The following is a 21,660-nucleotide window of genomic DNA, read 5'->3' as shown; positions in this document are numbered from 1 at the left end:
CGCTTTGCTTTCGCACAGATAAAACATTTGTTGCTGTCGCTTTGCTTTCGCACAGTTAAAACAATTGTTGCTGTCGCTTTGCTTTCGCACAGATAAAACATTTGCCGCTGTCGCTTCGCTTTCGCACAGCTAAAACATTTGTTGCTGTCGCTTCGCTTTCGCACAGCTAAAACATTTGTTGCTGCCGCTTCGCTTTCGCGCAGAGTAGAGCTTCCTGAGGGCGCCCGATGAGCCGCTTCACTCGCGTTGCTCGCTTCAGGGTCTCATCTGTGACGCGAATCCCTGAGAAGTCGCCCAGTCTCCACTACAATCAACTAAAATACAGAGCATATATTTTAAAAAATGTCATCCACAACTTTTGGTGATGATCCAATAATTAGAATTACTATATTACAACAATTACTCCAACTCAGAAAATATTTTTGTATTCGATGGTTTACCACTTGCAAGATTATTATCTTGGCTAAAAATTTCTGATAAGTTATCAGACAAATCGTATACTATGTTATAGTCCCTATCAATTACTATTCTTTTTATACTATCTTTAATATAGCCTCTAACACTTATTTTTATTATCTTTAAGTCTTTATATTCATAAAGTTCCTTAGCAATAGTATACTCTTCTTCATTGTCCTCTTCTTCACAGTCTATTTCATGTTCGTAAGTTATATATTTTTGTGGATGCCCTTCATCATTAAAAAATAAAATCGATATTTTATCGAGGCTTTTAATTTCAATTCCATCAGAATACCTAATCTCAATTAATGAATTTCCTTCTTTAAGAATAAACTTCTCAGAATAAATATACTCATCGTTTGAATAAAACTTTGTGTTAACAATGCCATTTTCTAACTTGCCATATTCAATAATTTGGTCCTTATTTTTAGGTTCTTTTTTCAATAACTTCCCTTTTTTATACCCTGATCTTTCAATTTCAAAAGGAGTAAAATTATAATAAAATCCTCCCTTTGACCATTCCCACTGTAATTCTTGCTTTTCATAATTAGCTTTCAATTGATTATACAGTTTTTTATATAAATTAAACTGCTCCTTTAAGAAGGTTAATTCTTCTAATTGAATATCTTCAATGTTATTTTTTGCAATTGAATTTAACCCCATTTTTTACACCTTTCTGACCTTAGATAATTCTTTCTATCTTCACATTACCTGAGTTAAAACAACACCTACGATAAATCATGCAGAAACCTGTTTTAAAATTCTAGAAACGCATCATTTTCATAGTAAAAAATAAATGCACTTAGCAACTGGTCTAATGATGGTTTGCCCAACTGAGCTTTTGCATTTTCTACTACATCTTCAATACTTGCAGCATCTAATGTTTCTATCCAACCATTTTTTCTAGCCTGTTCTGGCACATACGCATCAGAATCGGGTGAAAAATCAAAACTATCTAGTGAAAATACTCCTTCTGTATCCAAACTCCATTCAGCTTGATTGGGCGGGAGATAAAACCACGTATCAGGATTTTTTTCTGGAAACAGTAAAACATCCCTTATACTAATTAAATTCATATTTATATTCATCCAAAACATCCTTATTAAATTTTTTAAATACCACCTGTTGGTCAATGAAGATTTGCATGTTGTAGAGCTATATGCGAACGTCTAGCTACAAGTTCTATCCTTGTCTTATAAATCAGTATCAAAAACACCAATATAAATAAGTTTGTTGTAAAGTTTATTTAAATCTGATATTACTAACTCCGGATCCATATAATAGAACATTGAATTAATATTTTCAAAACCTTTTTCTATACAAGTATTTTGTATTTCAATGCTTACTTCTGATGAAACAGATAACTCCCCCAAAAACTCTTTTATATTTCTCAATTCCTCTGTTCTAAAAACACCTATTAAATCCTCGTCATACCACCTTTCACCAATATCTTTACAAAATTGACATACATTATATTTAGGATCATCGATATCTATATCCGGATCACTATAATCTAATTCAAAGTATTTTTCAAAAACATCTGTATCATCATGGTTAATACCAACCCATATATGAACTTTTGACATGTACATTTTGTTACAACCCACTTTCAGAAATTATTTATTTTCAAAACCATTTTGCTAATATATTTCCATTTAAACTGATTGTAGCGCAGGGCTACTCGACTCCCGTGGGAAAGCGAGACAGATGAGACCCTGCACGGAGCGGATGTTTTCTGTGCGAAAGCAAAGCGACAGCAACAAATGTTTTATCTGTGCGAAAGCGTAGCGTCAGCAACAAAGCGAGTAGCCCTTAGCGGAAATCAGAGCCTTCTAATTAATAAGGATGGATAAAAATGGTTGATCAACACACCTAGACTTATATCTTTTTCTTTACATATGTTTCGAAATCTTAGTCAAATCTGTTGAAGCACTTTTTTCATAATTAATTTTTCTTAACTTACTTTGAGCATTTTTCAATATTTTCGCTCTTCCTCTTCGTCATCTAGTATGTAATTAAAAAAGTCTGAGAATTCCTCCCATACATCTGGCTTCGCAATAAAATCTTGTTCATCTAATTTAGTTATCTCTACTGAATCAAGCCATATGATCGATGGTTTATTTTCAGTATCCATAACAATAATACTTTCAGCTTGTTCAGCAATAACAACAAATCTATTCGGTAAATCAACCGCTTCTCTAATTCTCAATGTTTCTTCTATAAGATTTGTTGGATCAGAAAATAAAAAAGAATGTATATTTTTCCCACCAACGTCTCCTCCACTATAGAAACTAGATATTTCACGAAAGTCATTAGGTAGCTTTATTTGAAGTTCATGTTCGATTTTAACTAAGTACTCTTTAGAAATTCCATCAATATCGTATAAAGCTCTATATTTATTTCGCAATATATTCATATCATGCATATTCGTTCTACCTCTTCTAGAAAATATTGTCAGGTTTTCCGATATTCTCGTGTACCGCCATCATATTGCGTGCTATTTATCGGATAAATAGCATGTGGTGTATTTCTTTCAAATTGTCTATGTAATATATCTTCACTATAAGATCTAATACTATGATAACGATTGCTGCTCTCAAATCTTGAACTAAGTAAAATGTAACATTACAAAGCTGCCATCAGATATTGCTTTGCCTTGTTCCTTAATATTCAATCCATTTCTATTGATTCTTATTGCATTCACACATTTACCATATTAAGTAATAGTTTCAAAAAAATAAAGAGCAATAAATCCTAACCGATGGATTTATTGCCCCATTTAAATCATTTCACCCAAAAATTTAATGAACTGACAAAATCTCTCCCTCCTCCCACACTATTAACGAGGCTAAAAGTGCATTAGATTATTTTTGCCAATATAAAAACCGCCTCTTGATTTGCAGAGACGGTTTCCTTCTATTCACTATAAATTTTCATCAATATATGTTTCTATATCTGAAGCAATTGTATCAATCGGTACATCTTCAGCATTCTTAGAATACCCACTATACATTTTTACTAAGACTCCATCTTTATCGACTAAGAAAAATTGGTTTCCGTGTATCACTTGGTCGCTATTCGGATCATCTTTTACCATTATCTTCGTTGATTTTACAGCAAACTGCTCAATATATTTTTGTGAGTAGCCAGTAAGAAGATTCCATTTAGATTCATCGGGAACATTATATTTGCTTAAATAATCAGCTAATACTTCAGGCTTATCAACGTCAGGGTCAATTGAAAACGCAACAATATTATAGTCTTCTACACCTTTTTTCTTTAGCTTTTCTTGAACTTGCGTCATATTAAAGGACATTGGTGGACAAATTGAGTTACAATTCGTGAAAATATACATCCCGATCCAAGGTTTTCCTTTTAAACTATCTAAAGAAACTTTTTCTCCGCGTTGATTGACATGTTCAAAGTCTGGTAATTCCAAGTTATAATCTGCTTTAAACTTTGTATTTCCACATGCACTGAGCACTGCTGTTAGTGCAAAAAGTAAAACAATCCCAATTACTTTATTTCTCATCTTAAACACTCTCCCTACCTACACTAACCTCATCCTATCTTAGGATGTCAACGTTGACAAGGAATCTAAGTGACATCTTTCGTACATCTTTGTGAAATTCATTTCACTTTAAGGAGACAAGTGCATCATGTATAGCATCTAGTTTAACCTCTACTCGGTGCAGTAAATAAAACGACACTAAGATAGGAAAGCCGATATCCGATATCATATTTAGCCACTGTTCCATGTGAATCCCTCCTCCACATACTTTTGCGAAAAATGGTCTCTGCAGTACATTCTGCAAAGACCATTTCTTGATTATTCTACCTCTAATTCAAATTCTGTCACTTGTCGATCAACGATTCGAGCCCCGCTCATTGCAACCAGAGCACCAGCTTGTCCACCAAAAACATTTTTAGTGATGATTGTTTGCATTACCTTTTGAATCTCTTCCGCAGTTACTGTTGGCTTCGGTGCATCAATCACTATCGTTGCTGTTTTCCCTGCTGCTGTCTCAAATTGCAGCTCTAAAACTTGTGTCATAACTTTTCCCTCCCTTTAGGATAAATCTGTTGTTTCTTGTTTTACAATGCTGTCTAGTGTGAGTGAGGAAAGACTAGCAATACCAGAAGCTACTGCTAGTAAATCCTCTGCCTTATGCGAGCCGTTTAAATTCCGGTACGTTTTAGTTGTGAACATAGGCTCATTTTGATCATTGTGACCAGTGACATACTTTAAACGAAATGTTGCACCTAAGAAATTGACTTTTGCCATGAGGATCACCTCCTTTCTTACACAATATATACATATAAATATGGGTATAAAACCATGAGGATTATAGTGTACAGAAAACAACAAAAGACCGCCCATATAGGTGGCCTTTCTTCTATTATAATTATCATGCTTATAGACAAAAAAATAGACCCATCACTCTAACTTTTGGGGTGCAGCACCCACGGGGTGGTCTTTTTATAGTTTATTCAGCTAAGCCCAAGACATCGACAAACATCCTATCCGCATGTCAATCAACCATAAAAAATAGCCCCCTTATCAAATAAATAAGAGGGCTTTATATAATTCTTAATCTATCACTTATCTCCAACTGGCTTTAATAAATTCATCGGAAGCCAAACAGCATTATCGTGTCTTCCTTCTAAGTTATCGACTACATATATATAACCATTAATTTCATTATACCATGAATAAACAATGCTTCCCTTTTTCATAAATCTTTCAGTTTTAGATTCTTTTAATGGAACGCCTTTTCCTTCTGCATCTCCTGTTAGCTCATAACGTACACCTCTTTCTCTCGATATTGTCTCAACGATTTTAAGGTCTGTACCAGGATACTCATAACAAAATTCGTAAGTACCATCACCACTGTCGCAATACTTCAGTATTTGTCCATTATTTGTATCCTTGAAAGAAATACCCCATAATCCTTCTTGTTTGAAGTACGATCCGTAATATTTGCTAGCATTAATACCATCACGAGTAATAACAATATAAGTTGGATTATTATAGAAAGATGAACGGATTTCTATTGGTACTTCTTTGAAAACTACCAAATCCGTTGCTTGTACCCGATATTGACCCATTTGATAGAATGTTTTACCATCATATTTCTCAATATCATACGTTCTAAAAAAGTTATTTCGCTTAACCACTAACGAATCAAACGTACCATTTGGATTTCTCTTGTATACCTTGATGTCTTTTTTAAAGGTCATTTTTCCTGTTTGTCCTTTTACAACTTCGGCTCCATCATGCATCACTTTCGCATCAGATATTGTTGGATTTACTACTGCTATTACTAATGCTGCTAGTAACATAATAAAAAACTTTTTCATTATTCTCCCCCTACTCAGTTTTATTTTAAAAAACATAATATCTTAGTATTATATACTAGCAATCTACTATTCTACCAACGAATGTTAAAAATCCAACAAAAGTAGAGTGTTTTCCATTACATAATTTCACCCATCTACCACTCTACCCAATTTTCTAAATTACCTGGTCTGCTATTTATTTGTGTACGACTGTCACGCTCATTAACCCAGTTATAAAACGATACTGGACGTTCTCTATTCACTGTTTCTTCTATAGATGATGAATTAATCGACTTCTTACTTAATCGCTCTACAGCCTTACTATAAGCCCCTACAAATACTGCTCTTAATGTACTAGCAACCGTCAGTACACCTTCTTTAATATCCATAGCAATTTTGAACATCACATTTTTTGCTTTTATAAATTCCTCTACTGAATTTACTTGTGAAGCTAATACAACTTTGTGTAATTCATCTTTCAAGTTATCTACTAATGGCAAACTATTCATGAAATCAAATAGCATCCCCTGATACTCATTCATGTATTCTTTTTTCTTTTCAGCTTGCAAAGCCAATTCATTTTCTAATTCACATAAATTATTATTTGCTTGTTTAGAACTTAAAAGATTAAAAGAGTTTAAAGATAGGTTTTCAGATTGTGGAGGACAAGCAACGTCATTACTAGCCTCATCAACTGTCTCTCGTTGGGACACGCTCGATGGGACATAGGGTAATATGCGATAAATACTAGCACCTTTAATGCCGTTTAATTTTGTACCTGGTACTTTTTCGATGATGCCTAACTCGACTAATTTTTTTATTGAACGGTAAACTGTCTTTGCGCTGATCTCTAATGATGCAGCAATGGTACTCGCTTTTAAATGACATACCCCAGGATGCTCTAAGCTGTGACTAGCAAGCTTGAAAACGATAGCACGCTCTGATTCAGTCAAATCATAGTAGTGTGCTGCCATGTGATTCTCTACAGCTGTGTCCATATCTGTTATTGAATCGAATGTTGTGTATTGTGCTAAGTATTCAAATGCCATCGTTTTCACCTACTTTGTAATTCATTATTATATTTTGTATTCCAAAACCAAATTACGTAATTTAATTACATAATAAAATAACATCACATGTAAGTCAATTACAAATTGCGTAATTGACTACCTTAATTTATAATTGACATATGATAATGTTACTTTTGAGAGGTGAGAAAATGACTAAGGAGGTAAAATTACGTTTACGTGTACTACTTGCAGAAAGAGATTGGGAACAGAAGGATTTAGTAGCAAGAACGAACTTAACAAGCCGTGCAGTAAGTGATATGGTAAATGATCGACAAAAAAGCTATCCCAAAGCATCTATTAACGAATTAGTTAATGCATTTGAAATAACTGACATGAACGAATTATTTAAGATTGTAGAAGTTGAAAATGAGGAAAATTAAATGAACAGATTAGAGCAAACAACCCAAGAATTGCTTGAAGAAGGTTATACAATCGAGGAAATTAAAGCAGCTTTTGATGAAGCATTTAATAAAGCTATACAATCAATGACTAATGATGAAACAGATAACTAATATTGGTTGTCTGTTTTTTTATATGTACTAATGTAAGGATTTTAGATCCCAAACCTGTACCTTAGTCTAAGCCACTTCATTAATTGAACATAGCCTATACTATATCAAATGAAGGGAGTTAAAAAAATGGTAAATCCAATGCATTTTAATGAAGGACGCCAATTTTTCCCCCGTTTTGAAGACCAAAGGTTTCGTGGTTTTGAGAACGAATTTTTCCCCGGTTCTAGACACGAATTTTTTCCCATTTTTAGACACGAATTCTTTCCCGGTTCAAGACACGAATTTTTCCCTGACGGTTTTAGACATGAATTCTTTCCCGGTTCTAGACACGAATTTTTCCCTGACGGTTTTAGACACGAATTTTTCCCCGGTTCTAGACACGAATTTTTTCCCCGTTTTGGGAGCCCATTTTTCCCGGGCTTTGGAAACCAAATGTTTCCCCGTTTCCCTAGATAAATAGGAATCCTTTTTTTGAATTACTGATTTATTATCAACTAATCAAATTTTTAAAACTAAAAAACCAGGTACTCATTAATGAGCGCCTGGTCTTTTGTTTGTAAAACGATGTTTAGTGAATTTAAGTTAGTAAATAATCCAATACGATATCCAAATACGAATATACCTGTTTGCGTTTCAAGAAATTTCACGGGATTATTGACAATTTGTCCATAAGACTTATTTTTATAACTCATATATTAAATTACCAAGCTCTAAAGGAGATGATATGTGAGGAGTAATGACAACTTCTTTTGCATTAATTGTTGTATTGTTTATTCTACTCATTATTGTAGGAACCTAAGTAAAATTTGCTTCTGAAAGGAGGGTTACTATGCATCAACTATGTAGACACCAAGGTCAGGCTGTAGAAGTTAGAGATATTCATGGAAGAGTTCATAGAGGAGTACTAGTAGGAGTTGATCCAGCAAGAGGAATTTTTATGCGGTCAGCCTTTAGAACCTTTTTCATTCCCTTCTTTTTAATTGCAGCTATTTTCCTCATAAGTATTGGACTACGTATCTTCTAAGTATAAACACTTGAACAAGTGAATATATAATATAAAAAAAATAGAAGTAAACGTGCGTGATTGTGGAATAAAATTAATTAGAAATCTTCGTTTTGTTTTTTCTTCGAATACACAGGAATTACGAGGTAAAGAAACACAAAAAAAGCCCAGGCTCAAAATTAATTGAGTACCTGGGCTTTTCAGTTGAGTTTAGGGATAGTGCATCTTAACCCTTTGTGCAGAAGGGAAAAGTTGCACCTGAATTATTATACCAATTCAATTATTTCGACAAAATCCAACAAATGGTTTAAAAAGAGATATAATCCCATCGTCTTGGATAATATACATTTTTAACTAAATGTATCCAATTATACAGACCAACTTCTATTTACCTCGTCTTTGTTGAATCGTAATATTCAACCCAACTAAACGGTCAGTTGTCATAGTACCATTCTGTAAATCCTTCAAATGTGAAGCTTGAATAATACCATCCTTTACAGCTTGTGCAATATAATTCTCCGTTTCAGTTTTCATAGCTGGTGAACCTGGATTCCAATTTGTATTTGTCAATTTAATTTCCTCCTTTTTATCTTCCACAATTAATTGAACTTTCATTTTGCTGTTACTTGGTACGATTACTTGTCCTTCTAACTTGTATCCTTTTGGCATCTTCCAAGATGATTTAACCTCAAAGTGCGGTCGGTCAATACTGCCTACCCAATCACCGCCCCACGTAATGCCTAGCTTTCGTGCAATAGCCCCTACTTGACTCAGCGTTGTCACATCATAAAGAGATTGTGGAAGACCAACAGCAATGTCCCATGCTAGACGGCTGTTATGGTTGCTTTTTAATGTCCATGTAACAATTTGCCCTGGTCGTGTTCGTCCTTGTGCATATAAGTAGTTTTGGCGTGCTTGACTTCGATACGTTTCCGTAATGAAGATATTCTTAATACCAGCCTTGAAACACTCTTGGAATAGCAATCTACAAGCTGTTTGTGCAGCTGGTAATAGTTCGGCCAAGTCTCGACATGTAGTAGTTACGCTTGTACTCATTTCGTGTTCCCCTCTCCTGTTTGATCCTTTACAATCGCTAAAATATTTTTAATAAAATTCGGTGTAGGCAAGCCCATCTTTGTACCGTTTTCTGTGATAGAAATAAATTCGAGTACACAGAATGCAATGGCTGCCCCATCACCTGCGTACTCGATACCTGGAATCACTAATGCCAGTAAATACACTGAACCAACTAGCATTAAGTAATAAATTTTTCGTATGATGCCGTTGAAACCTACTCGGCTATTTAAATTCCGGTTTACAATCCCACTCATAATTCCTGTGAGGTAGTCAATAGCCATAAATCCTATTAAAACTGTTACTGCCATACCTAAACCGTTAACCGAATACGACACCAACGTGCCAATTGCTCCACTTACTGCAGCAATCCATTTTTCCATTAGAACACTTCCCTTTTTGCATAGTAAAAAGCACCCTCGTTTGAGAGTGCTAAATAATGTTGTGTAATCCTACTCAATAACTGTCCAATTTTCAGCGAATAGCTCAATGTATGTTTCTTTCCACGGCACACATCCAAAACGGCTTTCCACGTATAAGTAAGGTGCTGTCATTTTGCTATGTTCATCAGGGTATTGAACACGGACAACAACATCCGGTTGCCATTGTGGTAATCGCATCCCTTTCCCTTGTTTTGCTTGTTCAAATGCTTGTTCAAATTTCATTGTAAATACCTCCGTTTTTTTGCATAATAAAAGCCCTCCACAATAATCTGTGGAAGGCGAATCAATATTCATTCTATATTATTTTGTCATAGCTTTAATATCTGTAACAAGCGTTTCAATCTCTTCGAAAGTTGCTACATTTTTCGATTCCAACAATTCGATTACCGCAATCATAAAAGACCCTATTATCTCTGCGCTATTTAAATCTGAAGTTAGTTCCTTAGCGATTTTAATTGCTTCTTTTCTTTGCTCTGTTAACATAATAAATCCTCTCCTTCACCATCTATATTTCGACAAAAAAGAGAGATTTTCCTTCAACAAGATTTAGACAATAAAAATAACGCTAGGCTCATGCCTGCGTCTTCTGGTCGTCCATTACTGTAAGTAACCCTGTATACTCATCATCTTTTAGTTGATTATTAGCATAAAAGACGTTTACCTTATTTAACATAGCCTCATGCTCATAGCGTTTACGCTCAATTAAAAATTTACATAATTCGTAGACTGACATTTTAGTTTCCTCCTAATAATTCACTTTTTGATACCAAGTATTCAGTGTTTAAAAGCGTTTGTGCCTGCATTTCCTCGAGTGTTGGTTGTGGTTTGATTGGCGTTGGTTCAGGTGCTACAGGTGCTGTAAATACGCCTGATTTAGCATTATATAAATACCCTTCTTCAATACCTTCACGCCCAGTAATATCTAAGAAATCTTCTGGATTCGGATATGGCGGTAATTCATCTGCTTCAAATATCCAGTGAACTCTTTCGCCTATAATTTGTGCATATCTTTTCATGTCTGTTCCTCCTACCATTCTATAATTATAATGCCATCTCCACCAGGCATAGAAGAAAACCACCCACTACCAGCTCGGAATACTACTCCACCGCCACCTGCGCCGATTCCAGCTACAGTAGGTGTTATAGAAGAGTAACCGGCAACACCATCGCCACCACTTCCATATCCAGGACCACCACCACCAGCCATCAAATCGTTACTGTTATCAGAAACCCTAGATGATTTTCCTGGTTTTCCGTAAGGGGTATAAGCTTCAAATCCAGCATAAACATCAGTAGTGTATCCATAAGGATGAATCGCATTCGTTCCTGCAGTAACTAAAGAAGAATTGCCACTCGGTGCACCAATGCCACCACCTTGACCACCAGCGCAAATTAAACCAAATGCCGAACTACTACCGCCTGTTAAACCTCTAGAAACGTTATTAATACTTGCATTACCAGGTGCTGGGTTTCCACCTTTACCAACAATTAATGTATATGTCGTGCCAGGGATAACAGAAACGAATTTACCACCTACAAAAGCTCCACCCCCACCGCCTTGCGCTCTTTCGTCAGACTCAAAATTACCCTGAAGCACGTCACCACTTCCGCCACCGCCGAACATAGTTAGCTTCACCGCTTTTACATTCGCAGGACAAGTCCAGTAGTAAGTACCAGGTTTATCAAATACTGCACATCCTGAAACACTAGATACGACTTTTTGTGTTTCATTTACTGCTGATTTTATTTCTGCAACTTCGTTTTTTGTACTATCTACAGTACCTTTAATATTATCTACGACAGATTTTATTGCTGTCTGCATCATTTTTGTTGCCATATCGATTATGTTCATCCTGTTACCTCCTCATAAATAATTTGAGGTTCACCATTATTAACTGTTCTGAATCCCCATCGATAAGTAATACCATTATCGATAAACATGTGAGGCATTGGATCTATTACATGACCGGTCATTTCGTTTTTTACCTCGTTAATGGCTCCGGCCAATGTTTTATCTACTGTCTCTAAGTCGGGTATCGATGTGTTACCCTTTTGTAATTCACTGACGGCACCATCTAAAGTTTCCATATTTTCGTTTATATCTGAAATTAAAATATTGTCTTTTAAACCTGGTTTCTTTAAGTTCAGATTTGGTGTGTATTCCATTAGCTCACCTCATTCCATATTCGTATATCATCCCATGTGATATTGGTTACACTTCCCCAGGTTCTATTGCTTACAAATTCCCAAACGTTGAAGGTATACGCATAATCAAACTGCAGATGTGCTGGCACAATAATTTCAATCGCTTGCATTAGACCAGCTATGTTATCCGGTATACCCTTTTTACCAACGAATTTAATTTCGTATACACCAGGTATGCTTGTTGGGTTTACCTCTACATCTCCATTACTGTAAGCAGCTGCAACCGACTTAATTGTTTCTTTTGTTGTTTGGTCAAAGCTTGCCCGATTTCGTGAAGTGATCTGCTCTCTCCGTTGGTCATAGCGTAATGTTCCAATCGATTTAATACCAAGATCACGTTCATATATTGGCAAGGCCTCAATCGCTGTATCGATAAATATATTACGATTAACGATTTCAAGCTGTTGCTCAGTGTTACGAAACTCCCTGTCGTCTGAGTTAAGTACCGTTCTAAATACGGATGATTTACGCTCATATAACGGTAAATATTTAATCATATCCGTTAGATAATCTCGTGTCGAAACAACAATACTTGTAATCATTTCAGCTTGTGTTTGCATAATGATAGGCGATTGAACCACTTTGACACCTTGTGTCTGTAGCTCAGTTATAACTTCATTTGTTGTACCGGATGAAGCTATAGAAACCCCATGTGTCTGCAATTCTGTTTCGGTAATCATTAATGCTAATCTAAAACATTCCCATTGGTGAGGCGTTAACTCGCCCCATGTAAATATGGAGATCTGACCCCATTCCGATTGTGGTATAGCGTGCATATTATCACCTACTTCAATCGTACAATTAGATAGTTTTTAGGAATCTTGTATTGGCTTGATACATCGATGTTCTTTGTAAATTCTGCTTGTGATTTAAAAAGTAAATTACCAGCCGTCTTTGCATCATAAATACCAATATGCGAAATATCTCCCCAAGACTCTGCAGCAATCGGAAATAAAATATCAGCATTATTAGAGGTTTGGCCATCTGTTGGTACTGCAAATACCGCAGATTGTCGTGAATAACTTGCAGCGCTTACCTCTGTGTCACCATTAAATATGGCAACAAATACCGGTGTCGTCCTTAAATTGTCCGTTAACACCTTATTCTTTAAATAAACAGTCATGTGATTCATTCATTTACACCTCCCATAATTGCCACTGCATCATCAGGAATAACAACATTTGCTGTTGATCCATTGATAAGTAAATCTTGATAATCCATCACTCCGTCACTGTCTATAATGAGTGCGCCTATTTTGGCATAACTCACAAATGAAGCTTTGAAAGCTATTTCTTTCAAGTATTTAGTAACGTTCTTTTTGATATTTGTTTTTACAATTTCCTCCGTGTAACCAGGCAATAATGATAAGGCTACGGATAGATTAAGTAACAATGCAGTTGCAGATATTACAAGCAAATCCTCAACACCAAACGGCATTTCCTTCTCAATATGCTTTCTCACATCTTCTACTAATTCAACCGATGCAGGTAGCTTATTCGCATCGATAACGACAACCTTCATTGTTAATGGTCCGTTGTAGCGAGGGAATACTTTTGCATCCCCTGTGCCTGTAACTTCTAAGGTCCATTCACGATAATGATATTTATTGCCTGCTTTCCCTGGGCGCTGCAGCTTGTCATAATATCGTTGGCGTAAATCGTTATCTGTTTCAGCATCGTAGCCGTCCATCACTGGATCAGGATTATAAACATTGACCAGGCCTACTATAGAAACGGGAAAGTTTTTAATAGTATTAGCTGGCACATTTCCTATTTGACCAAATTCATTACACTGTACACGTACATGAGCAAACCCACTTTCATTAAGTGTTGCTTCCTCAATAACTGTATATAGTAATGATGTTTCAGTAGCTACTAACTCGCCAACTTTAACAGGTGTGCCAGCTGTACCCGATACAATAACTGTCGTTGTTGCTCTTGTTGAAGGTTTTCTGATTTGCCCTGTGCGCTGATATACGGTGCGAGTAAGTTCGTCACCGGTTAACTTTTCAACATCTAATTTATCTTGTACCTTAGCAATCTTTTTTTGTTGTTCTGAAAATTCAATAGCTGCAGGCTTCGTTACATCGTAAATGTAATTGCCTGTTGACTTGTCGTATTCATCGCTAATGTTCGAAAGCATACGTTCATGTATGACTTTTTCATCTTCCATCTACGCTGCCACCTCCTTAATTGGCTCGTCAATATCGAAAGCCCCCTCTACCGTAATGACTCTAAATTTAATTCTCATCCATGTTCCATCACGGATAAATTGCCACTCCTGGATTGCTTGTATATGTGTGTGTTCCATCAAAGACTCTGTAACTTCTCGTTTAATCTCAGCTTCAACAAATGCACGTGGCAAGTTAGAGCCTATTAAATCTTCAAGCGTGACTCCGTATGGAATATCTTTGTAGATCCTAAAACGAAAGCGCTCAGTCTTTAACACTTTTAAAATCCATTGCTTTAATGTTTCAAGACCGTGTACTTCAACCATTTTTCCATTTCGCATCACGAAATCGCCTTTTTTAAAGTCATATAAAAAAGACTTACCAAGTGGAGGTAAGTCTTTTTTAATCTCCTGGTTATTAAATTCTAGTTGAGCAATCTTAGGTAACATTATTCAAACCTCACCGCCTTGGCCAAGACAAAATAAAGCTGCTCGTCTGCAGTAGGTAACAATATTACTTCGTCATCTTCTTTAAGCGTATCTTTTGTTGTGGATCTTACTTCTTTAGCCTCAAAAGTCTGAAATGGGCTATCAGTGAATCTAATATCACCTTCTAGCTCAATTTCACGTTCATAATCTTCAAGAATATGAGCAGCGAATACTAACTGGTTATTATATAAGATGACTGTATCATTTAATCGTATTTGAGCATTTGGAGGCGGTGAAATAACGGTACCAGTTGACATTGATATAGGTTTTGGATTTTTGTTGTCATTAAACATTTTTGCAAGATCCGTGATTGCATCCATTTACTTCACCTCTAAACTAGGCTTCATTGTATGAATTCCTTTACTGATAGTGTGTAGCACATCTTTAATTAAGAAAGTGCCGTTAATACCCGTTGTTGGTTCTTCTAGTGCAAATAAACGGCCAGCCCTAAAATCATCATGGCCCATCAATTCAACGCCATTTTCCTCCACAATTTTTGATAGCTGCTTTAATTCATTTTCAGCAACCTGTTTAGCGCTTTTTTTCTCATTTTGATCTAACTTCACCACTTTAGTAATCTGGCCATATTTCTCAACCATTGTACTATCAGACTTTGTTAAAACAACTTTGTCATTGTTGCCAACCACCTGAATTGTATTAGCCATGTCTGTAATGCTGCGTTTTTTAGATGGATTCATAAGGGCTGAATGAATGTCGTACTCGGGGCCACCTTCGAACAATTGAAATGTACCTGTTACCACAACATCACCTTGTTTTTCGATGTATAACTTACCCTGGCGCATTTCCATGAGATATTTCACGCCTAACGATTGTTCTGCAGTCGTTAAAATTTCTTTAATAATTTCACTGACTTTTTTATCGTTATAAATTTTCGTGATTGGTTTAGGAATAGATATAATCTTACCAATTGGGATATTAAAATCTTTAGCGATTTTCTTTATACAGGCATCTGCAGATAGTTTATTAAATTGATACACAGCAGTTGATTTATTTAGATAAAACGCATAATCAAATCCGATGTATGCAATTGGTGCAAATCCATTTTTCTGCTCATCCACGATAATAGCTCGCGTGATTTCCTTACCGTTGTTGTATAGAGCCACCATATCGCCTATATCACATGGATTCACTGGAAAGTAGTTCGTATCATTAAAAGCAATACTGAAATTAATTTCGTCTCCTAGTTCATCCATGTTACTACGCCAGGTTAATGTTCCAAGCAAAGGCGTAATATTCGTCATGGTATCGCCTTTGATTAGCCATAATTCATGTGCCATCATTTCACCTTCTTTGTTTCTAAAATAATCTCCTTAAATTCCGATAGACCAAGTGAATAATATACATCGCCTGAACCATCTTGTGGACCGTATTCAAATTTATCGATAACCATCAGTAAATTGATAGGTGTGTTCGAAATAACTAGGCGAATAGGAAACCGTTTATCAATCCAAGATTCGATAATGTCAACGTATTCCCAACCTAAGTAAGAAGTATCTCGCGAAAAAGGATACAACTTGGAGGGGAAAAATGTGTCTATATTAAGTGCCTTTAAGCCCCTACGACCAATTGCTTTAATATCGCCCTGGTTAATGGTTGTGAATGTTTCATTATTCATTGGGCTAGGTATTTTAAACTCAGCTGGCACTATAGGAAGTTGAATAATCTGTTTACGATCCATTGTACTTAAAAATATATCCACCTATCCAACCTCCCTACATATTGGCCAATCTTAATTTCAACATCGGTACAAACTCGTCCACAACTTCTTTTGCCGTTACACCTTTAGCGTTTAAGTTTTGAATAATAACTTGTACACTGCCATTATTTGAAGGAGTTGCTTGTGGTGTACCGCCCGATGGTGCCGGTTGTGATGTGCTTCCTGAAGGTGTAGGCGTTGCTACTGCAACAGGATTCGGCTGTACCATTTGATCTACATTATCGATTGATCCACCGGCTGCACGAATCCTTTCAGATTGTCGTGCGGGAATAACCATTTCGCCTTTGTGCAGCTCAGCGATATAGCCATCGTAAGGTACATGATTTAAACCAGTTGCGTGTGATCCGCTAATCCAACCTCCAACCTTACTTGCTGCACCACTTATTGCACCACCAATTTTTGAAACCCATTCAGGTGGCTTAAAGCTCATAATTGCGTTTTTAAAATCGACAAATTTGTCATATAGCCCCTGGAAAAAGCTTATTACTGGTTGGATTTTTTGAACGCCCCAATCATATATACCGCCAAATACTTCTGTTACTTTTCCCCACAATTCACTAGCTTTAGCTTTGACAACATCCCAGTTTTGATATAAGGCAACTCCTACTCCAATTAGTAAAGTGATAAGTGTAACTACCAACCCAATAGGATTAGCCCGCAATGCTGCGTTAAAACCTTGTGTAGCGAATGTAGTGGCTATAGTAGATGCCTTAAACAAGTCCATAAAGCCTTTAATTGTATTAAAAATAGATAGCAGTTTTAGTTGAATATACAACGCACCTATAGCACCAGCAATTGGCGTAATTATAGAAGTTATCGTTCCCCAGTTATCTACTATAACAGTGGCAAATTCGGTAACCTTACCTACTACTAAATCTAATGTAGGTGTTATTTCAGTTAACTTACTAGTAAGCTGATTAAATAGATCAAGTAAAATGGATCCAAATGGTGCTAATGACGTGACCACATCACCTATAATTGTTCCGATATTACCTAGTGTGTCCATCAGGACGGGTCCGTTTGTTTTCGCATATTCAATAAAATTTTGAAACCCTTTCGATTCACTTAACCCTGCAGACCATTGTTGGAATTTTTCCGTCATGCTTACTAATCCACCTTCAACACTAGCCCCCAATGGCGCAAAAGCTTGCAATACGTTAAAAACGCCACTAAATGTATTGCCGATGATCGTTGCAAAGTTTGTCAAACTTGTTGCGGCATTAGTTTCTAACCAGGTAAAAAAACCTTTCATGCCGCCGCCATCAATGGATTTATTCATATCTTGCATAATTCCAACAACTGCGCCCGACACATTTGTGATTGTCGGTTCTAAGCCTTTTAATAATTTTTGAGTAAATTGTAGCCCTTCACTAAAGGCTGTAAAAACAGGCTTTTCAAATTGCTTTACAAACCCACCCCAAAAACCTTTAAAATCTTGCAGATCCTTTAAGGCACCTTTTTGTGCGGTACCCATATCGGCATATACTGCAGCTAATTCTTTTTGTGCTGCAGCTCTCTCCTTGGCACTATCAGCCTTTGCAATTTTCTCTTCTATCTTTTCTACTTCTTCCGATGCTTCAAAAACATCTTTTAGTGATGATGCCGCTACTGCCCCAAATGCCGCGGCGCCAAGACCAGCTGCAGCAAATGATGATGCTACTGCACCAACTCCAGCAATTGCTGGTCCTGTAGCAGCTGCTATACCAGCAATTCCACTCGACACTATGGCTGTTTTCTTTGAAAAATCATTCATTTGAGCTGCAGCCTTTTTCATGTTCGTAGAAAAGTTCTTATCTTTTAACGTTAAAATTGCTGATATTACGCTCGTGGCCATATAAGTTTCACCGCCTTTCAGGCAAACAAAAAAGAGAAGACTATTTTATTTCAAATTTAGCCTTCTCTTCATCCATATACCGATCTATACTTGCTGTCATAAAAAGTTTCTCATCTTCTCTTAAACTCAATAGGTATTCTAGTTTAAAACCTCTTTGTAAATAGTGATGAAGAAAATAAAATTCATCATCACTAGTAATTAGTTTTTTAAATCTTTAACCTTGCTAACTGAGTTCCCATATCCAGACAGTGCGAAACAAGCTTTGGCAATTTCATCAACTTCTCCTGGATCAAATAATTTTTCAACAATATCAGTCGGCTCTACACACCCAAATTCTTTTTGTAATGCTTTGTCTTTTAAATTTGGCTCCACAACCGCATTATAAACCACGAAATTATTAGATTTATCTGCTTGATTTGGATCGTGTGCCATTTGGATTGTTTCAAGACATAAAGAACGTTCAGGCTTTCGAATAGTAATACTTACCCCTAAACGATCGATGATTAAATCCTCTGTAACATCATCTTTCACCTGATACTTTTCTTTATTTTTAATAATATCTGTCAACGTTAATTTTTTAATATCTTTTTTAGTTTCTCCCATTGTAAACCTCTCCTTAAGCAGAAATTTTGTCTATAAAGTCGTAGTCCGCGAAATTAAACGGTAATTCTTCAGTAGCAGGTGTCTTTTGTTCAAATGCTAGTAAAGTAAACTCATTAAATGTTATTTCCCTAATTGCAACTCGCTCATGCCCAAATGCATCAGGATCAGCCAGTCTTCCAACGATCTCAACGTCCGGCATTTGACCTGTCTTAGCAAAATCAGCCATTAGTATAGCACCTCGTGAATATACCTTTTTCACTGTTATAGAACCTTCTCCGTTCCATCCAATCGCCTTTTTGTGAGTGGCCAAGTCTTCAGCCATATTTACATCTTCATAGTCAAAAGCGACTTTAGCTTCAAAACTTTCTACATCAAGCCACTTTTCACCATTAACCCAAACTGCACCGAATGTACCGTTAATTTGTTTATTCGATTTTAGTTTCAAGTGTTAACCCTCCCTTAAATTGCAATTTGGAAATCAAGATCTTCCATTGCATCAACAATTTTAATATTTCCACCTGCAAAAACATTACTCTTGAAGGACATTAATTTCACTTTCAAGTCATCCCACGTGGATGTGTCCTCACCAATACTTTCCCAAGCTAGACGTTGTGTTTCGATGTCCACAGTGGCGTAATTATTGTAGCTAGGATCTAATATCATATCTCCAGCTAAGCCCTTAAAATAGGAATTAACAGACGTAAAAAACAAAACCTGATTATCATAGATATTTGGTACTTTACCAACATAATTGTTATCAAAAGTACTCCGAATATCATCCATAATCATATCCATTACTTCTAATACTTTAATCTTCTTAAAATCCTCTGTTTTGACTAGAGTTGTCGTTACTAAACTATTAACACCTCTAGCAATTTTGATATTTTCACCATCATTAATAAGGATTAATTGTCCTGCATCTATATCTTCATTCGGTGTATCTGATTCAGTAATACTATCTACTTCATCCAATACAAAATAAGTAGACGATCGCGTGAATGGTAATCCTGCAAAGATGCCAGCAAAACGTGCTGTATATTCTGCAGTTGTATATACTTTGTCACCAACTTTAATATCTTTAGTAGTGAAGTTGATAATACCTTCATCATCACCATCTACATTTGGAAGTACTGCTTTAAATGTTTTCTTGTCATTTTTACGCTTTGATTTAATCCAAGTTGCAACGTCTTCTTTTTCTGCATCTTTTAATTCAGGAATAGCTAAGTAATTCCACTTTTTACTTCCAAGACGTTTTAAAACTGCATTCATATCTGTTGCATCTGCGCCTTGCCTTTCACAGATAACTTTTTTAGGTATGCCCAGAAAAGCTTTTTTGATAAAGTCCAGATTTTTAGCATTCCAATCGGCTGATTCAATTTCTTCAATGTTCTTATATTCTTTTGCGTCAAAGGTGCCTGTATCATCCTTCAATACTAAAGAGACAATCCCCATAGCACTTCGACTTATCGCACTAACGGCTTTACCTTTAAACTCAATATTAATCTCCGGTAATCCCACTATAATCACCCTTTCTAAATTCTAGGTTTTGCATTAACTCTGGATTGTGGTTAGGATTCATGTCATATTCGTTTCCTCTTGCTTCAAAGATTTGAATATCAAATTCAAACTGCAGCACACCGTCAATTTCATCAAATTTCGGTTCAACTACATCTAAATGGCGGCCATCCACAGTGAATTTAAGATCAAATAAATCCCCTAATGCTTCTTGAACATCTAATAGCTCTGCTGCATTATCATCAATAGTAGAAGGGAAATAAAAAATGCGAACCGTGCAAGACCTTTCAACTTGTGTTAAAGAGCCTTCACGCTTCACATTATCTAACTCAACTTTAAATGATGGACGTATAAATCCTTCTTTTGCTGATCTACTAGAAACATCAATATCACTAAAACTGGATTTTAATTTCTTGTTCACTGTTATTTTTAATTTTTTAAAGGTAATCATAATTTATTTTTCCTCAACAATTCATCTAGCCACTTTACTGTTTCTTTCTCCACCTCGCCAGATGCTTCAAATTCTCGTATCCCTTTGTCGAGAGGTTTTTTACCGTGTACAAACTTTCCTAAATCATTTCCCTCACTATCGACCATCCTGTGACCATCTTCCACTAAATGAGCATGTGGTGATGAATTATAAACACGAACAACAAGCTCACCTCGATAGCCAACAAAGACCTTACCTCGTTTCCACTTTTTATGGTACATTCCTGTTTTCTTTTTAACGAGGCTTCGAGCTTTTCTTGCTACTTTCGTCCTTGCTTTGCTACCAATTTTTCGCATCAATTTCGGAGCTTCATTAGGTACCTTTCTAGTGGCGACATCAAACAAAGCTTTTTGGAAATCGGTTAAACCATCCATTTCAATACTCATGTCAGCACCTCCTGGACAAAGATTTCAAGTGTTTCGTTTTTGAAATATGGATTTAGGATATATTTGATTTCAAATTCGTGATTTTTATATCCGATTCGCATATCTTTTGTAATGTCCTTGCCAGCTGAAAAACGGACAATAATTTTATGCGTGACATTTGTTAGAATTGTATCAACAGCTTGTTTTTGTAATGATCCTGTTTGCGGGATGATCGCCGCCCAAATTGTCTTTACAGGTAAAAATTTATAAGTTGTTTCTTCTAACTCATTAGTTGTTTTTTGATTGGTGAGGATTTTAATTTTATGTCTTAAATCTCCAGGATTCATATTACTC

The 21,660-nt window shown here is 36.1% G+C and carries 37 protein-coding genes; 5 read left to right on the top strand and 32 right to left on the bottom strand.

All coding sequences use genetic code 11. The features are described 5' to 3' along the window. Window positions 1-399: 399 nt before the first annotated feature. The 10 genes from QRN68_RS14870 to QRN68_RS14825 all read right to left on the bottom strand — a co-directional run bounded on the left by QRN68_RS14870 (window position 400) and on the right by QRN68_RS14825 (window position 6,845). Window positions 400-1,119: a hypothetical protein gene (locus tag QRN68_RS14870; RefSeq protein ID WP_285397675.1), complete on the bottom strand. Its 720-nt coding sequence runs from the start codon at window positions 1,117-1,119 to the stop codon at window positions 400-402. 92 nt (window positions 1,120-1,211) lie between these two features. Continuing rightward, window positions 1,212-1,544, bottom strand: coding sequence for a DUF7716 domain-containing protein (locus tag QRN68_RS14865; protein WP_285397674.1), 333 nt, complete (start codon window positions 1,542-1,544; stop codon window positions 1,212-1,214). A 105-nt stretch (window positions 1,545-1,649) separates the two neighbouring features. After that, window positions 1,650-2,042, bottom strand: a complete 393-nt coding sequence (locus QRN68_RS14860) for an immunity 22 family protein (RefSeq protein WP_285397673.1) — start codon at window positions 2,040-2,042, stop codon at window positions 1,650-1,652. Window positions 2,043-2,431: 389 nt separating this feature from the next. Beyond that, window positions 2,432-2,872, bottom strand: coding sequence for an SMI1/KNR4 family protein (locus QRN68_RS14855; RefSeq protein ID WP_285397672.1), 441 nt, complete (start codon window positions 2,870-2,872; stop codon window positions 2,432-2,434). A gap of 507 nt (window positions 2,873-3,379) precedes the next feature. Beyond that, window positions 3,380-3,988 (bottom strand): SCO family protein, encoded by a 609-nt coding sequence (locus QRN68_RS14850; RefSeq protein ID WP_285397671.1) that lies wholly within the window; start codon window positions 3,986-3,988, stop codon window positions 3,380-3,382. A 103-nt stretch (window positions 3,989-4,091) separates the two neighbouring features. After that, complete coding sequence (locus QRN68_RS14845) at window positions 4,092-4,214, bottom strand: YvrJ family protein (RefSeq protein WP_082337366.1); 123 nt, start codon at window positions 4,212-4,214, stop codon at window positions 4,092-4,094. Between the two features lie 71 nt (window positions 4,215-4,285). Next, window positions 4,286-4,510 (bottom strand): DUF2922 domain-containing protein, encoded by a 225-nt coding sequence (locus QRN68_RS14840; protein WP_285397670.1) that lies wholly within the window; start codon window positions 4,508-4,510, stop codon window positions 4,286-4,288. A 15-nt stretch (window positions 4,511-4,525) separates the two neighbouring features. After that, the gene (locus tag QRN68_RS14835; protein ID WP_285397669.1) at window positions 4,526-4,741 is read right to left on the bottom strand and encodes a DUF1659 domain-containing protein; all 216 of its coding nucleotides are present in this window, start codon (window positions 4,739-4,741) and stop codon (window positions 4,526-4,528) included. A 314-nt stretch (window positions 4,742-5,055) separates the two neighbouring features. After that, window positions 5,056-5,817: a hypothetical protein gene (locus QRN68_RS14830; RefSeq protein ID WP_285397668.1), complete on the bottom strand. Its 762-nt coding sequence runs from the start codon at window positions 5,815-5,817 to the stop codon at window positions 5,056-5,058. A gap of 134 nt (window positions 5,818-5,951) precedes the next feature. Further along, window positions 5,952-6,845 carry a helix-turn-helix domain-containing protein gene (locus QRN68_RS14825; RefSeq protein ID WP_285397667.1) on the bottom strand — a complete coding sequence of 298 codons (894 nt, stop codon included), beginning with the start codon at window positions 6,843-6,845 and terminating at the stop codon, window positions 5,952-5,954. Between the two features lie 170 nt (window positions 6,846-7,015). Here QRN68_RS14825 and QRN68_RS14820 point away from each other — a divergent pair, with 170 nt between their 5' ends. The 5 genes from QRN68_RS14820 to QRN68_RS14800 all read left to right on the top strand — a co-directional run bounded on the left by QRN68_RS14820 (window position 7,016) and on the right by QRN68_RS14800 (window position 8,402). Beyond that, window positions 7,016-7,246 (top strand): helix-turn-helix domain-containing protein, encoded by a 231-nt coding sequence (locus QRN68_RS14820; protein WP_285397666.1) that lies wholly within the window; start codon window positions 7,016-7,018, stop codon window positions 7,244-7,246. Beyond that, on the top strand, window positions 7,247-7,378 hold the full coding sequence (locus QRN68_RS14815) for a hypothetical protein (RefSeq protein ID WP_285397665.1): 132 nt from the start codon (window positions 7,247-7,249) through the stop codon (window positions 7,376-7,378). Window positions 7,379-7,504: 126 nt separating this feature from the next. Then, window positions 7,505-7,834 (top strand): hypothetical protein, encoded by a 330-nt coding sequence (locus tag QRN68_RS14810; RefSeq protein WP_285397664.1) that lies wholly within the window; start codon window positions 7,505-7,507, stop codon window positions 7,832-7,834. Between the two features lie 280 nt (window positions 7,835-8,114). Further along, window positions 8,115-8,177, top strand: a complete 63-nt coding sequence (locus tag QRN68_RS14805; protein WP_285397679.1) for a YjcZ family sporulation protein — start codon at window positions 8,115-8,117, stop codon at window positions 8,175-8,177. Window positions 8,178-8,207: 30 nt separating this feature from the next. Then, window positions 8,208-8,402 carry a hypothetical protein gene (locus QRN68_RS14800; protein ID WP_285397663.1) on the top strand — a complete coding sequence of 65 codons (195 nt, stop codon included), beginning with the start codon at window positions 8,208-8,210 and terminating at the stop codon, window positions 8,400-8,402. Window positions 8,403-8,765: 363 nt separating this feature from the next. Here the strand turns inward: QRN68_RS14800 and QRN68_RS14795 are convergent, their stop codons facing one another. The 22 genes from QRN68_RS14795 to QRN68_RS14690 form a co-directional block, all read right to left on the bottom strand. Next, the gene (locus QRN68_RS14795; protein WP_285397662.1) at window positions 8,766-9,437 is read right to left on the bottom strand and encodes a M15 family metallopeptidase; all 672 of its coding nucleotides are present in this window, start codon (window positions 9,435-9,437) and stop codon (window positions 8,766-8,768) included. Then, window positions 9,434-9,838: a phage holin family protein gene (locus QRN68_RS14790; RefSeq protein ID WP_285397661.1), complete on the bottom strand. Its 405-nt coding sequence runs from the start codon at window positions 9,836-9,838 to the stop codon at window positions 9,434-9,436. The genes QRN68_RS14795 and QRN68_RS14790 overlap by 4 nt, the downstream gene beginning before the upstream one ends. 69 nt (window positions 9,839-9,907) lie before the next feature. Continuing rightward, entirely contained in the window at window positions 9,908-10,120 is a 213-nt protein-coding gene (locus QRN68_RS14785) for a Thoeris anti-defense Tad2 family protein (RefSeq protein WP_285397660.1), read from the bottom strand. 78 nt (window positions 10,121-10,198) lie between these two features. Then, window positions 10,199-10,381, bottom strand: a complete 183-nt coding sequence (locus QRN68_RS14780; RefSeq protein ID WP_285397659.1) for a hypothetical protein — start codon at window positions 10,379-10,381, stop codon at window positions 10,199-10,201. Between the two features lie 88 nt (window positions 10,382-10,469). Further along, complete coding sequence (locus QRN68_RS14775; protein WP_285397658.1) at window positions 10,470-10,631, bottom strand: hypothetical protein; 162 nt, start codon at window positions 10,629-10,631, stop codon at window positions 10,470-10,472. 1 nt (window position 10,632) lies between these two features. Beyond that, window positions 10,633-10,914: a hypothetical protein gene (locus tag QRN68_RS14770; RefSeq protein ID WP_285397657.1), complete on the bottom strand. Its 282-nt coding sequence runs from the start codon at window positions 10,912-10,914 to the stop codon at window positions 10,633-10,635. 11 nt (window positions 10,915-10,925) lie between these two features. After that, window positions 10,926-11,750, bottom strand: a complete 825-nt coding sequence (locus QRN68_RS14765) for a glycine-rich domain-containing protein (protein ID WP_285397656.1) — start codon at window positions 11,748-11,750, stop codon at window positions 10,926-10,928. Then, window positions 11,747-12,064, bottom strand: a complete 318-nt coding sequence (locus tag QRN68_RS14760) for a hypothetical protein (RefSeq protein ID WP_285397655.1) — start codon at window positions 12,062-12,064, stop codon at window positions 11,747-11,749. Before QRN68_RS14760 ends, QRN68_RS14765 begins: the two co-directional genes overlap by 4 nt. Beyond that, window positions 12,064-12,879 (bottom strand): putative phage tail protein, encoded by an 816-nt coding sequence (locus QRN68_RS14755; RefSeq protein ID WP_285397654.1) that lies wholly within the window; start codon window positions 12,877-12,879, stop codon window positions 12,064-12,066. Before QRN68_RS14755 ends, QRN68_RS14760 begins: the two co-directional genes overlap by 1 nt. Window positions 12,880-12,887: 8 nt before the next feature. Next, window positions 12,888-13,235: a phage tail fiber protein gene (locus QRN68_RS14750; RefSeq protein ID WP_285397653.1), complete on the bottom strand. Its 348-nt coding sequence runs from the start codon at window positions 13,233-13,235 to the stop codon at window positions 12,888-12,890. Then, complete coding sequence (locus QRN68_RS14745) at window positions 13,232-14,275, bottom strand: baseplate J/gp47 family protein (protein WP_285397652.1); 1,044 nt, start codon at window positions 14,273-14,275, stop codon at window positions 13,232-13,234. Before QRN68_RS14745 ends, QRN68_RS14750 begins: the two co-directional genes overlap by 4 nt. Beyond that, on the bottom strand, window positions 14,276-14,722 hold the full coding sequence (locus QRN68_RS14740) for a DUF2634 domain-containing protein (protein ID WP_285397651.1): 447 nt from the start codon (window positions 14,720-14,722) through the stop codon (window positions 14,276-14,278). Beyond that, complete coding sequence (locus QRN68_RS14735; protein WP_285397650.1) at window positions 14,722-15,081, bottom strand: DUF2577 domain-containing protein; 360 nt, start codon at window positions 15,079-15,081, stop codon at window positions 14,722-14,724. Before QRN68_RS14735 ends, QRN68_RS14740 begins: the two co-directional genes overlap by 1 nt. Next, window positions 15,082-16,059: an XkdQ/YqbQ family protein gene (locus QRN68_RS14730; RefSeq protein ID WP_285397649.1), complete on the bottom strand. Its 978-nt coding sequence runs from the start codon at window positions 16,057-16,059 to the stop codon at window positions 15,082-15,084. Then, entirely contained in the window at window positions 16,059-16,481 is a 423-nt protein-coding gene (locus QRN68_RS14725; RefSeq protein WP_285397648.1) for a hypothetical protein, read from the bottom strand. The genes QRN68_RS14730 and QRN68_RS14725 overlap by 1 nt, the downstream gene beginning before the upstream one ends. Before the next feature lie 13 nt (window positions 16,482-16,494). Beyond that, complete coding sequence (locus tag QRN68_RS14720) at window positions 16,495-18,333, bottom strand: phage tail tape measure protein (RefSeq protein WP_285397647.1); 1,839 nt, start codon at window positions 18,331-18,333, stop codon at window positions 16,495-16,497. A gap of 198 nt (window positions 18,334-18,531) precedes the next feature. Further along, window positions 18,532-18,936: a phage tail assembly chaperone gene (locus QRN68_RS14715; protein WP_285397646.1), complete on the bottom strand. Its 405-nt coding sequence runs from the start codon at window positions 18,934-18,936 to the stop codon at window positions 18,532-18,534. A 13-nt stretch (window positions 18,937-18,949) separates the two neighbouring features. After that, window positions 18,950-19,381 (bottom strand): phage tail tube protein, encoded by a 432-nt coding sequence (locus QRN68_RS14710; protein WP_285397645.1) that lies wholly within the window; start codon window positions 19,379-19,381, stop codon window positions 18,950-18,952. A 14-nt stretch (window positions 19,382-19,395) separates the two neighbouring features. Beyond that, the gene (locus QRN68_RS14705; RefSeq protein WP_285397644.1) at window positions 19,396-20,454 is read right to left on the bottom strand and encodes a phage tail sheath C-terminal domain-containing protein; all 1,059 of its coding nucleotides are present in this window, start codon (window positions 20,452-20,454) and stop codon (window positions 19,396-19,398) included. After that, on the bottom strand, window positions 20,435-20,902 hold the full coding sequence (locus QRN68_RS14700) for a phage tail terminator family protein (RefSeq protein ID WP_285397643.1): 468 nt from the start codon (window positions 20,900-20,902) through the stop codon (window positions 20,435-20,437). Before QRN68_RS14700 ends, QRN68_RS14705 begins: the two co-directional genes overlap by 20 nt. Then, window positions 20,899-21,327, bottom strand: a complete 429-nt coding sequence (locus QRN68_RS14695) for an HK97 gp10 family phage protein (protein ID WP_285397642.1) — start codon at window positions 21,325-21,327, stop codon at window positions 20,899-20,901. The genes QRN68_RS14700 and QRN68_RS14695 overlap by 4 nt, the downstream gene beginning before the upstream one ends. Beyond that, a complete protein-coding gene (locus tag QRN68_RS14690; protein ID WP_285397641.1) occupies window positions 21,324-21,653 on the bottom strand; it encodes a phage head closure protein in 330 nt (109 codons plus the stop codon). The genes QRN68_RS14695 and QRN68_RS14690 overlap by 4 nt, the downstream gene beginning before the upstream one ends. Window positions 21,654-21,660 lie beyond the last annotated feature (7 nt).

The organism is Lysinibacillus sp. fls2-241-R2A-57, from assembly GCF_030209535.1.
Lineage (GTDB): Bacteria > Bacillota > Bacilli > Bacillales_A > Planococcaceae > Lysinibacillus.
This window is presented reverse-complemented; position numbering and strand designations above follow the sequence as displayed.

What these genes read in the sequence shown, in the direction of transcription:
- QRN68_RS14870 (WP_285397675.1), bottom strand. Translation starts at nt 1,119, where the DNA reads ATGGGGTTAAATTCAATTGCAAAAAATAACATTGAAGATATTCAATTA.
- QRN68_RS14865 (WP_285397674.1), bottom strand. Translation starts at nt 1,544, where the DNA reads ATGAATATAAATATGAATTTAATTAGTATAAGGGATGTTTTACTGTTT.
- QRN68_RS14860 (WP_285397673.1), bottom strand. Translation starts at nt 2,042, where the DNA reads ATGTCAAAAGTTCATATATGGGTTGGTATTAACCATGATGATACAGAT.
- QRN68_RS14855 (WP_285397672.1), bottom strand. Translation starts at nt 2,872, where the DNA reads ATGAATATATTGCGAAATAAATATAGAGCTTTATACGATATTGATGGA.
- QRN68_RS14850 (WP_285397671.1), bottom strand. Translation starts at nt 3,988, where the DNA reads ATGAGAAATAAAGTAATTGGGATTGTTTTACTTTTTGCACTAACAGCA.
- QRN68_RS14845 (WP_082337366.1), bottom strand. Translation starts at nt 4,214, where the DNA reads ATGGAACAGTGGCTAAATATGATATCGGATATCGGCTTTCCTATCTTA.
- QRN68_RS14840 (WP_285397670.1), bottom strand. Translation starts at nt 4,510, where the DNA reads ATGACACAAGTTTTAGAGCTGCAATTTGAGACAGCAGCAGGGAAAACA.
- QRN68_RS14835 (WP_285397669.1), bottom strand. Translation starts at nt 4,741, where the DNA reads ATGGCAAAAGTCAATTTCTTAGGTGCAACATTTCGTTTAAAGTATGTC.
- QRN68_RS14830 (WP_285397668.1), bottom strand. Translation starts at nt 5,817, where the DNA reads ATGAAAAAGTTTTTTATTATGTTACTAGCAGCATTAGTAATAGCAGTA.
- QRN68_RS14825 (WP_285397667.1), bottom strand. Translation starts at nt 6,845, where the DNA reads ATGGCATTTGAATACTTAGCACAATACACAACATTCGATTCAATAACA.
- QRN68_RS14820 (WP_285397666.1), top strand. Translation starts at nt 7,016, where the DNA reads ATGACTAAGGAGGTAAAATTACGTTTACGTGTACTACTTGCAGAAAGA.
- QRN68_RS14815 (WP_285397665.1), top strand. Translation starts at nt 7,247, where the DNA reads ATGAACAGATTAGAGCAAACAACCCAAGAATTGCTTGAAGAAGGTTAT.
- QRN68_RS14810 (WP_285397664.1), top strand. Translation starts at nt 7,505, where the DNA reads ATGGTAAATCCAATGCATTTTAATGAAGGACGCCAATTTTTCCCCCGT.
- QRN68_RS14800 (WP_285397663.1), top strand. Translation starts at nt 8,208, where the DNA reads ATGCATCAACTATGTAGACACCAAGGTCAGGCTGTAGAAGTTAGAGAT.
- QRN68_RS14795 (WP_285397662.1), bottom strand. Translation starts at nt 9,437, where the DNA reads ATGAGTACAAGCGTAACTACTACATGTCGAGACTTGGCCGAACTATTA.
- QRN68_RS14790 (WP_285397661.1), bottom strand. Translation starts at nt 9,838, where the DNA reads ATGGAAAAATGGATTGCTGCAGTAAGTGGAGCAATTGGCACGTTGGTG.
- QRN68_RS14785 (WP_285397660.1), bottom strand. Translation starts at nt 10,120, where the DNA reads ATGAAATTTGAACAAGCATTTGAACAAGCAAAACAAGGGAAAGGGATG.
- QRN68_RS14780 (WP_285397659.1), bottom strand. Translation starts at nt 10,381, where the DNA reads ATGTTAACAGAGCAAAGAAAAGAAGCAATTAAAATCGCTAAGGAACTA.
- QRN68_RS14775 (WP_285397658.1), bottom strand. Translation starts at nt 10,631, where the DNA reads ATGTCAGTCTACGAATTATGTAAATTTTTAATTGAGCGTAAACGCTAT.
- QRN68_RS14770 (WP_285397657.1), bottom strand. Translation starts at nt 10,914, where the DNA reads ATGAAAAGATATGCACAAATTATAGGCGAAAGAGTTCACTGGATATTT.
- QRN68_RS14765 (WP_285397656.1), bottom strand. Translation starts at nt 11,750, where the DNA reads ATGAACATAATCGATATGGCAACAAAAATGATGCAGACAGCAATAAAA.
- QRN68_RS14760 (WP_285397655.1), bottom strand. Translation starts at nt 12,064, where the DNA reads ATGGAATACACACCAAATCTGAACTTAAAGAAACCAGGTTTAAAAGAC.
- QRN68_RS14755 (WP_285397654.1), bottom strand. Translation starts at nt 12,879, where the DNA reads ATGCACGCTATACCACAATCGGAATGGGGTCAGATCTCCATATTTACA.
- QRN68_RS14750 (WP_285397653.1), bottom strand. Translation starts at nt 13,235, where the DNA reads ATGAATCACATGACTGTTTATTTAAAGAATAAGGTGTTAACGGACAAT.
- QRN68_RS14745 (WP_285397652.1), bottom strand. Translation starts at nt 14,275, where the DNA reads ATGGAAGATGAAAAAGTCATACATGAACGTATGCTTTCGAACATTAGC.
- QRN68_RS14740 (WP_285397651.1), bottom strand. Translation starts at nt 14,722, where the DNA reads ATGTTACCTAAGATTGCTCAACTAGAATTTAATAACCAGGAGATTAAA.
- QRN68_RS14735 (WP_285397650.1), bottom strand. Translation starts at nt 15,081, where the DNA reads ATGGATGCAATCACGGATCTTGCAAAAATGTTTAATGACAACAAAAAT.
- QRN68_RS14730 (WP_285397649.1), bottom strand. Translation starts at nt 16,059, where the DNA reads ATGGCACATGAATTATGGCTAATCAAAGGCGATACCATGACGAATATT.
- QRN68_RS14720 (WP_285397647.1), bottom strand. Translation starts at nt 18,333, where the DNA reads ATGGCCACGAGCGTAATATCAGCAATTTTAACGTTAAAAGATAAGAAC.
- QRN68_RS14715 (WP_285397646.1), bottom strand. Translation starts at nt 18,936, where the DNA reads ATGGGAGAAACTAAAAAAGATATTAAAAAATTAACGTTGACAGATATT.
- QRN68_RS14700 (WP_285397643.1), bottom strand. Translation starts at nt 20,902, where the DNA reads ATGATTACCTTTAAAAAATTAAAAATAACAGTGAACAAGAAATTAAAA.
- QRN68_RS14695 (WP_285397642.1), bottom strand. Translation starts at nt 21,327, where the DNA reads ATGAGTATTGAAATGGATGGTTTAACCGATTTCCAAAAAGCTTTGTTT.
- QRN68_RS14690 (WP_285397641.1), bottom strand. Translation starts at nt 21,653, where the DNA reads ATGAATCCTGGAGATTTAAGACATAAAATTAAAATCCTCACCAATCAA.